This is a genomic window from Salinibacterium xinjiangense (assembly GCF_014645015.1).
GTDB classification, from domain to species: Bacteria; Actinomycetota; Actinomycetes; order Actinomycetales; family Microbacteriaceae; genus Rhodoglobus; species Rhodoglobus xinjiangensis.
The window spans coordinates 79620-94347 of record NZ_BMLC01000002.1; the positions used below are offsets into that span (position 1 = coordinate 79620).

Consider the following 14728-nt stretch of genomic DNA (forward strand, 5'->3'; position numbering starts at 1 on the left):
AAGCAGCGTCGATGTGGCAGCGGAACTCTGCGTGGCGCCGCTCTCCTATAATCAGAGCATGATCGAGGCTGATGCAAGTGCGGCTGTCCTTCGCATTGGCGGCGTCGAGGGTGTCGTCTATGTTCCGCCCGGCGCAACGGGGATCCCGGGTGATGTAGTCCGCAGAATGGAATCCATCGGGCGTGTGTTTTGGCAGCGTGTTGCCTGGCTGCACCCTTGGGATGTCATCGTCGAGCTGGGCAGTGGATTCGGTGAGCTGATCGCCACGGTGCCGCTCCCGCCGGGATCTCGTTTGGTCTCCGCCGAGAACGGTGGCGCCGAGTTTCCTTTCCTGCAACGAACTCTTTCCGAAGCTGGCCGGGCGGTCGAGCTCATCGAATCAGAGGTGTCGCTGATGCCCCCACTGCTCGTTGGACTGGCCGTCACTGCCACGCTGGCTAGCAATCCTGGACAATCTCAGAACGCGTGTTTCCGTATCGGATGGCACCTCGACTCTTACTGCGCGATCGCGGAACTCACGCCACTTCTGACGAGGTTCGTTCGCTGGGCAGTCATTATTCCGTTGGCTGGCCTGTCGGCTGGGAGGATAACCGAGCTTGCCCGTGGGCGATTTCTCTTTCTCATCGATCGGCGTACCCACAATTTGATACGGGTCGGTTCTGGCAGGTCCGAGGCCGCAGTCTCGCGAATGCTCGAATCGGGATGGATCTATCCGGACGAAGCGGTGCTCTTGAGTTCGGCTGAATTGGCAGGCACGTGGTGAACCAACCAACTCGCGCTGTGTACTGTGCCCTGATTGGTGGATACGAGCAGTTGCTCGAGCAGCCGGCGGCACTCGAAAGCTCGATTCCCTTCATCTGCCTGACCGATGACCCCACGCTCACGAGCGAAACCTGGGACGTCCGCCTCATCCAGCCAGAATTTCCACTTGACAGGGTTCGCAGTGCTCGCGTGCTCAAAATTCGTGGGCACGAGTTGCTCGATGAGTTTCAGGAAACGCTCTGGCTCGACAACACAGTCGCTTTCATAGGAGATCCCGGCGAGCTCCTGGATGAGTGGTTGGTCAGCGCGGACCTGGCCGTACCCAGGCACAGTTTCCGGGAGAACGTTTCAGCCGAATTTGCTGAAGTTGTGACGTTGAAACTTGACGATCCTGCCCGCATATTCGAGCAATGGGGGCACTATATGGTTGTGGCTCCCCTCGTGCTCGCATCTGAGGTGCTCTGGACAGGTATGCTTGCCCGCAGATCGACTGTCGCAGTGCGCGAAACCATGGCGGTATGGCTCGATCACGTCTTGCGATACTCGCGCCGGGACCAGCTCTCCGTGGGAATCGCACTCGCGACTGCTCGACACGAAATCAACATTGTGGCGATCGAGAACAGCGCGTCACGATGGCACGAATGGCCGCGATCGCGAGGCCGGAACATCCTGGCTGGGGAGCGCGTGGCCCAGAATCCACTCGAAGTGCTGACACTAGAGCTGGAGCAGGCCTATCGCGACCTGGACGCGGCTTCTATCGAGTTGGTCGACATCGTGAAGAAGCGCGAATCTCGCATTCTGGAATGTGAGCTGTCGATTCTGGATCGTGAATCGTCAATCAGGGAACTTGAAGCATCAACGAGGGAATCGGTAGCTGCACTGAACGCCACACTGGCGAGCGGCAGTTGGCGCATAACGGCGCCTTATCGCTGGAGCGTCGGAAGAATCCGCCGGATGCTTTCTGCCCGGGAAGGATCCTCTGGCTCATCCGATTCGGTCGGTAGCTCTTCGGACGACTCCAGTTCTCGAGACCGAAAGACCCAAAGCCGATAAAATGTGAAACGGAAAGCTGTGCCTAATGCCAGGCCCACGCCGTTCGACGCGATATTGTCGGCCAAAAGCGAAGTGAAGCCTAATCCGTAGTGACTCACCCAGAGGCATCCGAGCCCGATCAGCATTCCTCCCGCACTGACGATGGCGAACTCGATTCCCTCCCGTAGCGGATGCGCTCTGCGCTGTGAATTAAAAGTCCAGTAGCGGTTGCCGGCCCAATTGGCCACGATCGCGATCGAAGTTGAGATGATTTTCGCAATCACCGGACCCTCGTGGAGAGCATCAGGTGACAACACGGTGATCCTCAACAGGTTGAACACCGAGACGTCAATGATCAATCCACCGAAGCCGACGATCCCGAAACGTGCGAACTGCTTGAGGAACTTGCGCACTGGGCTCCAGGAGTAGGCGAGAATGGGAAAGGCTAAGGAGTCTATCCGCCCAGAACGCCAGGTTCCCGGATGCTTACTGTGAGGATAGAGGAGAACCGATGGGCTTTAGCGTAGGAGTGGTCGGCGCCGGACAACTTGCTCGAATGATGATCGGCCCGGCAACTGAGCTCGGCATCGACATCTCAGTTTTTGCCGAGGCGGACGGCATGTCCGCGGCGATGGCCGCGTCAATGGTGGGGGATCTCGGAGATGCCAGCGCGCTGCGCCGGTTTGCCAACGGGGTTGATGTTGTCACATTCGATCACGAGCACGTCCCTCTGGAGGTTCTGCATGAGCTTGCAAACAGCGGCATAAAATTGCACCCAGCGCCTGAGGCTCTTCTCTTCGCGCAGGACAAGCTCGCAATGCGCGCGAGACTGGGCGAGCTTGCCCTGCCGATGCCGAGCTGGGCCCGTGTCGATTCGGCCGCGGAGCTGACTGCGTTCATCGAAGATCACGGTGGTCAGGCGGTCGCGAAAACCCCGAGGGGCGGTTACGACGGCAAGGGTGTGCGCGTGGTTTCTCGAGGTGAGGATGTCGCCTCGTGGTTCGACCACGGGCCCGTCCTCGCAGAGGAGCTCGTCAGATACACCCGAGAGCTGTCACAGGTCCTGGCGAGGCGTCCATCGGGCGAGATCGCGCTCTGGCCCGTCGTTGAATCTATCCAGCAGGGCGGTGTTTGCGCAGAAGTGATCGCGCCTGCGCCTCGTGCTAGCCGGCGGCTCCAGGTCGAGGCTGAGTCGATAGCAACGGCCATTGCCGAAAATCTCGGGGTCACCGGTGTGCTTGCGGTCGAGCTATTCGAGACGGCCGATGACAGGTTGCTGGTCAACGAGCTGGCAATGCGCCCACATAACAGCGGCCACTGGACCATAGACGGATCGTTGACGTCCCAGTTCGAGCAACATCTGCGCGCCGTGCTGGACCTACCACTCGGCTCTACGGCTCCTCGGGATCGCTGGAGCGTTATGGTCAACGTGCTTGGAGGCCCGGCATCCGGAACGGTTCCCGATCGGTATCCAGTAGCGATGGCCGGGTATCCTGACGTGAAGTTTCATGAGTACGGCAAAGCGTCGCGACCTGGCAGAAAGGTCGGTCACGTCACGGTAGGTGGAGAAGATCTTGACGACGTCGTGGCTCGCGCTCGAGCCGCCTCTATGGCACTGACTGACTGAAACGTCAGACTCTCCTTCGGGAAAAGGCTTGTGTTTGTAGCGATCCGGGCTACGCTTCACTGACGAACCGGGGGCGGATAGTGGCACAGATATCAGGGGAACATCATCATCGCGCGCATTACTTGAGGCGCCTTGCGGTTGCTGCGGGAGCGTGCTTCGCTCTCGTGGTTGGCATCTCGGTCGCGGCAGTACCTGCGCCCGCGGGTGCCATCACCGGGGCTGACTTCGACCCGGGCTACATCATCAGCGACGCGCAGTTCTACGCGAGCACCTCGCTGGCGGAGGCCGACATTCAATCCTTCCTCGATGCGAAGGGGCCAGTCAGTTGCAATACCCCTCAGCATCCCGGGTATACGTGTTTGTACGACCTCAGCTTTCCCACCTTTGACAAGCCCGCCAATCCGATGTGTCGTCCGTATCAGGGCGCCTCGGATGAGAGCGTTGCGCGCATCGTGTCGAAGGTGGGTATAGCGTGCGGCATCAGCCCCAAGGTACTGCTTGTGATGCTTCAGAAGGAGCAGGGCCTCATCACCGACACCTGGCCTACAACAGGTCAGCTCGCGACGGCGATGGGTGCGGGTTGCCCGGACACGGCAGCATGCGATCCGGCACAGAAGGGTTTCTTCCAACAGGTCTATCTGGCTGCGTATTACATGGTCAGATACGGGATGCCTGCGGGTACGGGTCCAGGAACTGAGTACACCAGCAACTACCGTTCGAATTACCGCATTGGAGAGATAAGCCAGATCCTTTACAAGGATAACAATCCGGACTGCGGCACGCGATCTGTGGTCGTCAGGAACCAACCGACCGCGAGCCTGTACTGGTACACGCCCTACACGCCAAATGCAGCTGCGCTCACGAATCTCTATGGCCTTGGAGATGGCTGCTCCACTTACGGCAACAGAAACTTCTGGACGTTCTACTCCAATTGGTTTGGGAATCCGGCGGGGATCACTCTCGCGGGGGTCGTTCCCACGAGAATCGATGGTATCGACAGGTTCGATACGGCGCTCAAGATCTCTGCAAGGCGAAGTGTCGCGGCTGATGTCATCTACATCGCCAACGGCTACAACTATCCGGACGCGTTGAGCGCAGCACCGGCGGCAGTCATGGGTAACGGCCCGCTGCTGCTAGTACCCGGCGACACCGTGCCTGCGGCCGTGGCGGCGGAAATCCGGCGGTTGACGCCCAAGTTGATCGTCGTGGTGGGTGGAGAAGCCGCTGTCTCGCGCGCTGCCTACGACGCCCTGACGGCACTCGCTCCAACTATCCGGCGGGATGGAGCTGATGACAGGTTCTCGACCTCCAGACTCATTGCAGCCAACGGGTTCCCGACTGGCGCCACACTGGCCTACATCGCTACGGGAAATGGTTTCGCTGACGCGCTGTCTGCGAGTGCAGCTGCGGGATATCGTAAGGCTCCCGTAATTCTTGTTGACGGATCTGCCAGCACCCTCGATGGTGCAACGGCACAAACCCTTGCGACGCTGGGAGTCACCTCGGTCATCATCGCCGGCGGCCCGGTGGCCGTGAGCGCTGGGGTTGAAGCCGGGCTTCGGGCTATCCCGGGTATCACGGTGAACCGCCTCGGAGGGGCCGACCGGTTCGCGGTCGCTGCCGCTCTGAACCGGGATGCCTTCCCGGTCCGGTCTCCAGTTTACGTAGCGTCGGCATACAACTTTCCCGATGCCCTGGCCGGGGCTGTTCTCGCTGGGTCCCAGGGGGCCGCACTTTACTTGTCACCGACTCCCTGCATATACCGCAGCGTCGTTCAGGATTTCATCACCATCCAGGCCCCAGCAGTCACACTTCTCGGCGGGCCAGCAGCGCTCAGCCAAGGCGTGCAGTCATACCTCAACTGCGACTGACCAACCACTCGTAGAACTTCGTTTTCTGGCGGTGGAGATCGTGTCCCTGATCGAGGTCAGCCAACACGAAACTCACTGGGGTGTCGACCATACGTAGGTTCCAGTCGCGCTGTGCCGCGAATCGGCTCATCCAGATGTCCTCCATGAACATGAAGCGCGATGGAAGGTCATCCAGAAGCCGTCGATCGTCGATGAGGGAGGAGTCCCAGACACAGCCACCGGTGCCCACGTAGTCGGCGCTTCCCCCTTGGATGACCACCTGGGTTCGATCCCAGTAGCCGGAGTGAATCCGCCATGCCCACACCCCCGAAATAGTTCGGGGAGACCCGGTTGCTGCCAGGTCCCGGACGAACGAGTGCGACACATCCTGGTCATCATCCAGCATGATCATGAGGCCGCGGGTGCTGTGCTTTCGAACCTCCCTGGCTGCCAGGAAGCGACCGATTCCTCCAACATTGACTGCCGACTCATACAGCTCGATGCTCTCGAGCGAGCCCACCGCAGAAAACCCGGAGATATCTGATCTGATCTTCGCGGAATTCAGGGAATTGTTGTTCCACAGGACAAGTCGGATCGGCGGGCAGTCTGATTGGTCATCGAGCATCCTGAGAATGGTCTTCATCCGTTCAGGCCGTCGCCACATACACATGATGACCGGGATGGCCAACCCGCTTGTCGCACCGAGAAGCGGTTCCAGTCGAATGCCGCAGGCGACGAGCTTCCGATACGCGCGAGCTGCCCGTCTCCGTGACGGGTAGGAGATGATCAGCTTTCGAGCTGCTGACAAGGCGTCACTGAGTTGCTGCGCGCCGGTCCCAGATCCGGTGACCATGCGTCGCCCAGCAGCCGATGCCGTGCGAGCGGCACCGTCGAGGTGGAGCGTGGTGAGTACAGCGATGATCACAGACCGCAATCGAGTATCGACCTTCCGGAGCCCGACGTATTTAGTGAAATACAGCTACCGAGTCTCACAGGGCCGTCGACGACAGGGCAATCCATACGATCATAGGTCTACCGTGTCGCTGGCCATCCCACAGGAATGACACCTACCATTGGCGAGTGCCTGAATCGAAAGACCGTGAACCCGAGATGACGGCTGCCCTCGTCGCGGTCGTGATGGGCTCCGATTCCGATTGGAGCGTCATGGCCGAGAGTGCTCTTGTGCTGAAGGAGTTCGGTATCCCTCATGAGGTGCAGGTCGTGTCTGCGCACCGCACCCCGGAGAAGATGATCGCATTCGGCAAGGCCGCTGCTGCCAGGGGCATCCGGGTCATCATCGCCGGAGCCGGGGGAGCCGCCCACCTTCCAGGGATGCTCGCCTCGGTCACCACACTGCCCGTGATCGGCGTTCCGGTGCCGCTCGCAAAGCTCGACGGTCTTGATTCCCTGCTCTCTATCGTGCAGATGCCCGCAGGCATCCCCGTGGCGACGGTCTCCATCGGTGGCGCACGGAACGCCGGAATTCTCGCGGCGCGCATCATCGGGTCGGGTGACGCGGCATTGACGGAAAAACTCGCCGTGTACGCGCGTAGCCTCGAAGCCATGGTGGAAGAGAAGAACTCCGCACTGAACAGGTCACTGTGAGCCAGGCATCGCTGGCATCGAGCCAGCCGGTCCGCTACCCCGATTCCGGTTCGCAACCGGTGATGACAAGGCGCGCCTGGGTGCTGGTGGTCCTCAACATCCTGATCCCCGGATCAGCCCAGCTCCTCGCAGGCAACAGGCGGCTCGGACGGTTCGGAGTCGGCGCCACCTTCGTACTGTGGGCGCTGATCATCGCGGCCGGCCTCACGTTCCTGCTGTCACGATCGACCATCCTGACGATTGCCAGCATGAGCATCAGCCTGATCGCGATCGCGCTCGTCCTGGCTTTTTACGCGGTTCTCTGGCTGATTCTCACGCTCGACACCCTACGCCTGGTGAGACTCATCAAGGCTGCACCGTCTGCTCGAGGATGGGTCGCGGGCCTCGCGACGATCCTGCTGGTGGCGACCTCCGGCACGGCTGCCTACGGTGCATTCGTTGCGACTACGGCGAGCAACTTCGTCTCCAACGTCTTTATCACCGCACCTCCGAAGCCGGCCATCGACGGTCGGTACAACATCATGCTGCTCGGCGGCGACTCCGGCCCCGACCGGGATGGGCTTCGCCCAGACAGCATCACGGTGGTCAGCATCGACGCGGCCACGGGTGCTGCCACGATGATCGGCCTGCCCCGGAACATGGAATACGTGCCCTTCTCCGAGGGCTCTCCCCTGGCGGCCGCGTACCCCAATGGATACGGTGCCGATCTGGGTTGTGAGGTGAGCGTCTGCCTCCTGAATTCCGTCTACACCGAGGTGGAGCTCATGAGCCCCGAGATGTACCCGGATGCGGTTGCCCAGGGCAGTGAGCCCGGGATCGAGGGCATGAGGGATGCCGTCCAGGGCATCACCGGTCTCTCCATCCAGTACTACGCGCTGATCGACATGCAGGGCTTTCTCGACCTGGTTGATTCGCTTGGCGGGATCACCGTCGATGTAGCAACGGCAGTTCCGATCCACTCCGACGAGACGTTCACCACGGTCGCAGAATGGATCGGTCCGGGGGTTGTTCATCTCGACGGCTATCACGCGCTCTGGTATGCGCGGTCGCGACACGACACATCGGACTATGACCGAATGGCGCGCCAACGCCAGCTCGAAGAAGCGCTGCTCGAGCAGTTCACTCCCGCGAACGTCCTGAGCCAGTTGCAGGGGGTTGCCGCTGCAGGAACCCGGGTGGTCAAGACCGACATTCCGCAGGCATCGCTGGGCTACTTTGTCGACCTGGCATCGAAAACGAAGAACCTGCCCCTGCAGAACGTGGAATTGGTTCCGGATAACGGCGTCGATCCCGAAGATCCCGACTATGACCACATCAGGCAGTTGGTGGCTGCCGGTGTTGCGCCGATCCCGAGTTCAGACACCACCGGCGGATAGCGGCTACAGGTCGGCGTGGAGCTGCCAGACCTTCTCGGCTGAACTGCGCCAGCTGAAGGCATGTGCACGGTCCGAACCCGAGTAGCCGAGCCTGATTGCGAGCTGGCGGTCATCCAGTATGGACTGGATGGCGTCGGCCAGTCTCTCCGGATAGAGGTCGCTGTCGCCCCGCTGCACGACGATTCCGCCACCCGCGGCGAGCTCGACAAGCGCGGGAGCGTCGGAGTGCACGACCGGAGTGCCGAGCGAGAAAGCGTCGAGCATGGGCATGCCGAATCCCTCTTCGATATTGGGGTAGGCGAAGACCGTCGCGTTCTTCATGACGACCGCCAGGTCGGCATCCTCCAGGAATCCGAGACCCTGGACGCGCGCCTGTTCGAGGCCGGCGTCAGCGACAGCTGTGGCGAGGGCACCATCATCGGCGGCAGGACCGACGATCAACAGTGGTTCGTCACTTCTGAGTTGTGACATCGCCCGGATCAGTTGATCGATGCCCTTTCGCGGATCGAGGCCGCCGATGGCCAGGATGTAGCGTGCCGGGAGGGCGAGCCTGGAGGCCCGTTCGTCGGCGTCGACGGGCGGGATGATGAGCGAACTGGCGGCGCCGCTGATGACCCGCACCCGGTCACCGAGATCGGCGATCCCGCCCAGCTGGTCGGCAACTGTGTGGCTGGGCGCGACGATTCCGTCGGCAAAGCGCGTCGCGCGCTTGAGCATCGCCTTGTGCCAGGCGACGACGCGGGGAGGGAGCAACTCAGGATGCGACCACGCGACAGTGTCGTGCACAGTGACCACGATCTGGTCTGCACTGTTCAGTCGATCATGGCGGGACAGTGGGGCCAGCAGGCTCGGCGCGTGCACCATCCCATGGCCGGGGAGCCTCGTGAAGCCGTGCTGCCAGGCCGCCTTTACCTCCCGGCCGGCGAGGGCGCTTTTGTGGAGCCGGGAGAGACCGGGGAGTCTCTGGTTGATCAAATCGTATTCCGGCTCGGTCGATGCTGAGACGAACGCCTCCACGTAGCAGTCGCGCGGTGCCGTTGCGATAAGGGCTCGCGTGAGTTCCTCGGTGTACCTGCCCACGCTCCCGGGGGTGTGGGCGAGCATCTCATCGATGATGACTCGGAGGGTGGTCATGAGGCCCCCAGGGCCCCTGAGGCGAAAGCAGAACCGAGGGCCGCCTTCCAGTCACGCATGGGCTCGAGGCCCGCGGCCGTCCATGCACCGTGGCCGAGCACAGAATACGACGGGCGCGGTGCCGGGCGCACGAACGATGAACTGTCGGTGGGCTTCACACGCTCAGGATCGAAACCACCGAGCTCGAAGATCGCCTGCGCGAAATCAAACCACGTCGCCTGGCCCGAATTGGTGCCGTGGTAGATCCCGGCGGGTACACCCGCGTCGAGCATCCCAACGATCCGTGCGGCGAGATCCATCGTCCAGGTGGGCTGGCCGAGCTGGTCGCTCACCACATCGACCGTGTCGCGCTCCCTGGCAAGCCGCAGCATCGTCGCGGCGAAGTTGCCGCCGTGCTGGCCATATAGCCATGCTGTCCGGATGATGCGGGTGCCCTCAGGGTGGATCGCCAGCGCCAGCTGCTCACCCCGCGCCTTCGTGCGCCCGTAGGCAGAGACAGGATGGCACGGTGCATCCTCGGCGTAGGGCGTCGTCGCAGTGCCATCGAAAACATAATCGGTAGAGACTTGCACCAGTGCCGCGCCGAACCTGGCGGCAGCGGCAGCGAGATTCGCAGCACCCGCCGCGTTGATCGCGAACGCAACATCTTCGTGGGTCTCGGCGTCGTCGACCTTCGTGTAGGCGGAGGCATTGATGACGACGTCATGCCCCTCGACGGCCGAGAGCACGGCGTTCGCATCGGTTACATCGAGGTGAGCGCGGGTGAGCGCTGTGACATCCCGCTCTGACAGCACGCGCTGGAGGTCGGTGCCGAGCATGCCACCGGCGCCGGCGATGAGGTACCTGCGAGACGGGGTCGAACTCACAGTGCGGCGCGCTCTTTCAACGGTTCCCACCACTGGCGGTTGTCGCGGTACCACTGCACGACGTCGGCGAGGCCCTGCTCGAACGGCACGAGGGGCTCGTAACCGAGCTCTGCGCGGATCTTGGAGATATCGACGCTGTAACGCAGGTCATGTCCCAGGCGATCCTGGACCCGGTCGACGTACGACCAGTCTTTGCCCGTCGCATCCAGCAGCAACTGTGTGAGCTCCTTATTCGTGAGCTCCGTTCCGCCCCCGATGTTGTAGATCTCGCCGGCGCGGCCACCGACGAGAACCATCGCGATACCGCGGGTGTGGTCGTCGACATGCAGCCAGTCGCGGATATTGTTGCCCTCCCCATAGAGAGGCACGTGCCTGTCGTCGATGAGGTTGGTGACGAACAGCGGGATGACCTTTTCCGGGAAGTGGTACGGCCCGTAGTTGTTCGAGCAGCGCGTGATCGAAAGATTGAGCCCGTGCGTGCGGAAGTAACTGCGGGCGAGCAGGTCGCTTCCGGCCTTCGATGCGGAGTACGGCGAGTTCGGTTCGAGCGGCCGCTGTTCATCCCACGAGCCTTCGGCGATCGAGCCGTAGACCTCGTCGGTGGAGACGTGTACGAAGCGGCCGAGATTGTGGCGAAGCGCGGCATCCAGCAGCCTCTGCGTGCCGAGCACGTTGGTCTCCACGAAGATGCCCGAGTCGCGCACCGAGCGGTCGACGTGCGATTCTGCGGCGAAGTGCACGATGGAATCCACGCCGGGAAGCAGTTTGTCGAGCAGGTCGGAATCGCGGATGTCGCCCTCGATGAACGAATACCGCGGGGAATCTGCGACCGGCGCCAGGTTCTCGAGGTTGCCGGAGTATGTCATGGCGTCGAGAACGACGACCTCGGCCCCCTCAAGCCCGGGGTACGCATCTTCCAGGGTGCGTCGAACGAAGTTCGAGCCAATGAAGCCGGCACCGCCGGTGACGAGGATTCTCATGATCTTGTGCAACTTTCTTTCGCTTCACCACACGCCGATGGCTACCAATAGGGCAATTATCCTTTGATCCCGCGGTCTTCTCCGCATTTGGCCACTCATGCTGGCCAACGCCAACCGGGATCGGAGTCCGGTGGCGGTGAGCAAATGCAGGATCTGCTCGAGCGCAGCGCGGTCGCCTGATGGTGCCGACTGGATCGATACTCGCGTCAGCAGAACGGCGTGATTGCGTAGCCAGTGGCTGCGGATCAGTCTCAATCGAGTGATCGCGGCGCCGATACCGGTGTTCGATCCGATGACGTTGTCATCGTGTTGGCGGTAATCGACGGTGGACTCGCCGTCGATGTGCCACGACCAGCCGTGCGACCGTGCGATCGCGTAGATGAGCGAATCGTGGAAGTCGACCCGAGGGGCGACGGCATCGGGTCGGGTGAGCAGATCCCTGGTGAGCTGCGCCAGCCGCGGAGTCAGGAGGAAAGTGCTGCCCGGCCCGGGGCTCTCCAGTAGGTAGTCCCGCCCGCGCTGCGGGTAGTCCTTGCGCACCAGGGTGCGCTTTCCCGCGCCCGTGAAGGCCGTGACACTGGATGACACCCCGTCGAATCCGCGCGCGAGCAGCGTTGCGTGGCGCTTCAGCTTTCCGGGCATCCAGATGTCGTCCTGGTCGGCGAATGCCACGAGGGCATCGGCAGTATCGACCGAGGTAAGCAGCCGATAGAAGTTCGCCGACGAGCTGCCCGTCGGCGCCGGATCTTCGAGAACGGTCAGCCTGGGCTCGCGCGACGCCAGTTCGGCGAGCCATTCGCCGGTGCCGTCTGTCGAGCCGTCATCCGCGGCGACAATCCTGACCGCAACACCGGACTGGTCGAGGATGCTGGCGATCTGCTGGGGCAACCATCGCACTCCGTTGAACGTCGCGAGTAGCACGACGATGTCGGGCTCGGCGCCATTGTGATCGCCGGTGTTGAACATGGATGTCCACAGTACCGGAGCGTCGAGTCTGTAAGGCCCGGATGGGGGCCAGCCAGGCCATTGCCTCGTGAACTATGCAGCCCTAGCATCATCACCATGGGTGGCTTTTCAGCACCCTAATTTCTTGCGTGGACAATCGGGTTCCACGCAATGGACAAGGGGATTCCCATGCTGGCCACTCGCTTTTCCAAGCGCCGCTCACGAATCGTCGCCGCAGCGACGACCTTCGCCATGTGCGGCGCGCTGGCCATTAGCCCGGTCATGGCCGCGACAGCGGACGAACCCATCGATACGAGCGGGATCGAAGTGATGGGGTCATACCCCGCCGCCGACTTCGTCGCAGAGGCCCAGGCCCTCCCGCCCGAGCTCGTGACCAGCCTCGACGTCGACCTCGGTATCACCGGTGAAGAGTTCATGGCACAGTCTGAAGCGGCAGCCCAGGCTGTCGAGGTCGTCGACTCGCTTGAGGATGCCGGCATCGTTGTGCTTGGCTCACGCATCGACGGCACCACGCTGACCGTGAACGTGTCGACGGAAGCGGAAGTAGCGGTTGTCGAAGCAGCCGGTGCGGTCGGAGTTGTGGGTGAACCGGCTCCGTTCGTCGCTCCGGAGGCCCCTCTGGTGTTCGCCGCCGACCCGTCGTCCGACTTCTACGGAGGCCAGGGTTACTACTTCGAATCCGGCGTGTCTGCCTTCCGTTGCACCAGTGGATTCAACGGCTTTTCGTCGACCGGCGGGCGACAGTTCCTCAGCGCTGGCCACTGTGTGAAGAATGCACAGAGCCCTGTAACTGCGCTCAACATGTCCAGCCCGAACCAGGAAGCGACCCTAGCCCAGCTTGGCCCCATCCTCGGGGAGGCAGTTCTCTCAAGCGCGAAGCTCGGCGACGGTAACGACGCTGGCCTGGTGAACGTCTCGAACCCGAATGTTCGATCGCAGTCTTCGGTGCTGACGTGGGGAGGCAGTGCAGGGGTTCCTGGTGCAGGGGCTCCTCTCGCTTCGACACCGCTCACCATCACAGGCACGTCGCGAACTGTCGATGGAGCTGCGGTGTGCAAGTCGGGGAGCAGCACGGGTTGGAAATGTGGAACCGTTCTGGCTGTCGACATTACCGCCGACGTGGATGGCAGCCTTGTCAATTCCGTCGTCACCGATGCCTGTACCGTGCAGGGGGATAGCGGGGGGCCGCTGGTGTCGGGAAGTCTCGCCATCGGCGTGACATCCTGGGCGACAATCGGCACGTGCGATGATCCAAATTTTGCTTCGGGTGCATTTCCGATGGCAGGGGGGGCGGGCAAATCGAGCGTCGCTGCTCTCTACGGCGCCAATTGGGAAATCGCCGTGGCGGTGGCCGCACCGGCGGTAACGACTGCTTCCGGGGCTCACCTCTCCGGGATCGGTTCGATCACTGGAACTGTTTCCTCGCCAACGCCGTCCTCGAAGGTGCTCGCATACCTGGACGGGGCGACAAGCCCGTTCGCCACCGTACCTGCAACGTCAGGTAGCTGGAGCATTTCCCTCAATGGTGTTGCAGCGGGGTCTCACTCGGTGAGTCTGGCCGCGGGATCAGGGTGGTCCAGGTCTGCCCCGGTCGTACTGAGCGTCGTAGTAGACAACATCTCCCAGCGCATCAGCGGAACGGATCGCTTCGACACAGCGATCAAGGTTTCGACCTCGTCATATCCCGCAGGCTCGCCAACATCGATCAACGTGGTGTACGTGACGACGGGGCGAAACTTCCCCGATGCATTGTCTGCTGCTCCGGCTGCCGCAAGGCAGGGCGGTGTCCTTCTTCTCACTGAGCCAAATTCGCTTCCTGCGAATGTGAGGGACGAGATCATTCGTCTGGATCCGGCGAAGATAGTCGTGGTGGGGGGTCCGAATTCCGTGTCGGATTCCGTGTTCGCCAGCCTCGAAAGTGTGCAACCGAACATCATTCGAATCGGCGGCGGGGACCGCTACGAGACCTCCCGTAACATCGTCAAGTACGCGTTCCCTTCTGCCGCCAGCGCGTATGTCGCCACGGGTGCGAACTTTCCTGATGCGCTCAGTGCCAGCGGCGCGGGAGGCGCACTTGACACGCCGGTCATCCTTGTACCCGGCCACCTCTCGTCAGTGGATAGCGCGACGCAGGCTCTCCTGACAGCACTCGGTGTCTCGAATATCGCAGTGATAGGTGGGCCTGCTTCGATGACCGAGGGAATGAAAGCTTCTTTGGGACGGATAGCTCCTACGACACGAATAGGCGGGGAAGACAGGTTCGAGACATCCAAAAACATTGCGGTTGCAGCCTTTGGGTCGTCGAACCCGACTGAGGTGTTCCTGGCGACGGGCTATAACTTCCCTGATGCGCTTGCTGGCGCGGTGCTGGCAGGAACCCGATCCGCTCCGCTGATCGTCATACCCACAAGCTGCATACCGGCTTCCGTCATTGCTGCTCTGCAGCAATTCGGCACCACCAAGGTGACGCTCTTGGGTGGTGCTGCTGTTCTTACTGAGGACGTTGCCAGGCTTAAACAGTGCTGATGCG

The 14728-nt window shown here is 61.9% G+C and carries 12 protein-coding genes and 1 pseudogene; 7 read left to right on the forward strand and 6 right to left on the reverse strand.

What is annotated here, in order from left to right; all coding sequences use genetic code 11:
• Nucleotides 1-13 precede the first annotated feature (13 nt).
• Nucleotides 14-763 carry a hypothetical protein gene (locus tag IEW81_RS07215; RefSeq protein ID WP_097059290.1) on the forward strand — a complete coding sequence of 250 codons (750 nt, stop codon included), beginning with the start codon at nt 14-16 and terminating at the stop codon, nt 761-763.
• A 50-nt stretch (nt 764-813) separates the two neighbouring features.
• Nucleotides 814-1815: a glycosyltransferase domain-containing protein gene (locus IEW81_RS14505; RefSeq protein ID WP_229671294.1), complete on the forward strand. Its 1002-nt coding sequence runs from the start codon at nt 814-816 to the stop codon at nt 1813-1815.
• 41 nt (nt 1816-1856) lie between these two features.
• Here IEW81_RS14505 and IEW81_RS14510 read toward each other — a convergent pair.
• Nucleotides 1857-2207, reverse strand: a pseudogene (locus IEW81_RS14510) (GtrA family protein); the annotation flags it as partial.
• Nucleotides 2208-2305: 98 nt separating this feature from the next.
• Here IEW81_RS14510 and IEW81_RS07225 point away from each other — a divergent pair.
• Nucleotides 2306-3421, forward strand: coding sequence for a 5-(carboxyamino)imidazole ribonucleotide synthase (locus tag IEW81_RS07225; protein WP_097059293.1), 1116 nt, complete (start codon nt 2306-2308; stop codon nt 3419-3421).
• 80 nt (nt 3422-3501) lie between these two features.
• Complete coding sequence (locus tag IEW81_RS07230; RefSeq protein ID WP_188732701.1) at nt 3502-5292, forward strand: cell wall-binding repeat-containing protein; 1791 nt, start codon at nt 3502-3504, stop codon at nt 5290-5292.
• Here the strand turns inward: IEW81_RS07230 and IEW81_RS07235 are convergent.
• Nucleotides 5279-6196: a hypothetical protein gene (locus IEW81_RS07235; protein WP_097059295.1), complete on the reverse strand. Its 918-nt coding sequence runs from the start codon at nt 6194-6196 to the stop codon at nt 5279-5281. The two genes, IEW81_RS07230 and IEW81_RS07235, sit on opposite strands and share 14 nt — an antisense overlap.
• Before the next feature lie 185 nt (nt 6197-6381).
• Here IEW81_RS07235 and purE point away from each other — a divergent pair, with 185 nt between their 5' ends.
• Nucleotides 6382-6876 (forward strand): 5-(carboxyamino)imidazole ribonucleotide mutase, encoded by a 495-nt coding sequence (purE, locus tag IEW81_RS07240; RefSeq protein WP_097059773.1) that lies wholly within the window; start codon nt 6382-6384, stop codon nt 6874-6876.
• On the forward strand, nt 6873-8252 hold the full coding sequence (locus tag IEW81_RS07245; protein ID WP_308421892.1) for an LCP family protein: 1380 nt from the start codon (nt 6873-6875) through the stop codon (nt 8250-8252). Before purE ends, IEW81_RS07245 begins: the two co-directional genes overlap by 4 nt.
• A 3-nt stretch (nt 8253-8255) precedes the next feature.
• Here the strand turns inward: IEW81_RS07245 and IEW81_RS07250 are convergent, their stop codons facing one another.
• Genes IEW81_RS07250 through IEW81_RS07265 form a run of 4 tightly spaced genes read right to left on the reverse strand, consistent with a single transcriptional unit; the run spans nt 8256 to nt 12198 of the window.
• Nucleotides 8256-9386 (reverse strand): glycosyltransferase family 4 protein, encoded by a 1131-nt coding sequence (locus tag IEW81_RS07250; protein WP_097059296.1) that lies wholly within the window; start codon nt 9384-9386, stop codon nt 8256-8258.
• Complete coding sequence (gene rfbD, locus IEW81_RS07255) at nt 9383-10252, reverse strand: dTDP-4-dehydrorhamnose reductase (RefSeq protein ID WP_268236639.1); 870 nt, start codon at nt 10250-10252, stop codon at nt 9383-9385. The genes IEW81_RS07250 and rfbD overlap by 4 nt, the downstream gene beginning before the upstream one ends.
• A complete protein-coding gene (rfbB, locus tag IEW81_RS07260) occupies nt 10249-11232 on the reverse strand; it encodes a dTDP-glucose 4,6-dehydratase (RefSeq protein WP_097059297.1) in 984 nt (327 codons plus the stop codon). The genes rfbD and rfbB overlap by 4 nt, the downstream gene beginning before the upstream one ends.
• A 24-nt stretch (nt 11233-11256) precedes the next feature.
• Nucleotides 11257-12198 carry a glycosyltransferase gene (locus IEW81_RS07265; RefSeq protein WP_097059298.1) on the reverse strand — a complete coding sequence of 314 codons (942 nt, stop codon included), beginning with the start codon at nt 12196-12198 and terminating at the stop codon, nt 11257-11259.
• 168 nt (nt 12199-12366) lie between these two features.
• Here IEW81_RS07265 and IEW81_RS07270 point away from each other — a divergent pair, with 168 nt between their 5' ends.
• Nucleotides 12367-14724 carry a cell wall-binding repeat-containing protein gene (locus IEW81_RS07270; RefSeq protein ID WP_179691720.1) on the forward strand — a complete coding sequence of 786 codons (2358 nt, stop codon included), beginning with the start codon at nt 12367-12369 and terminating at the stop codon, nt 14722-14724.
• Nucleotides 14725-14728: the final 4 nt, after the last annotated feature.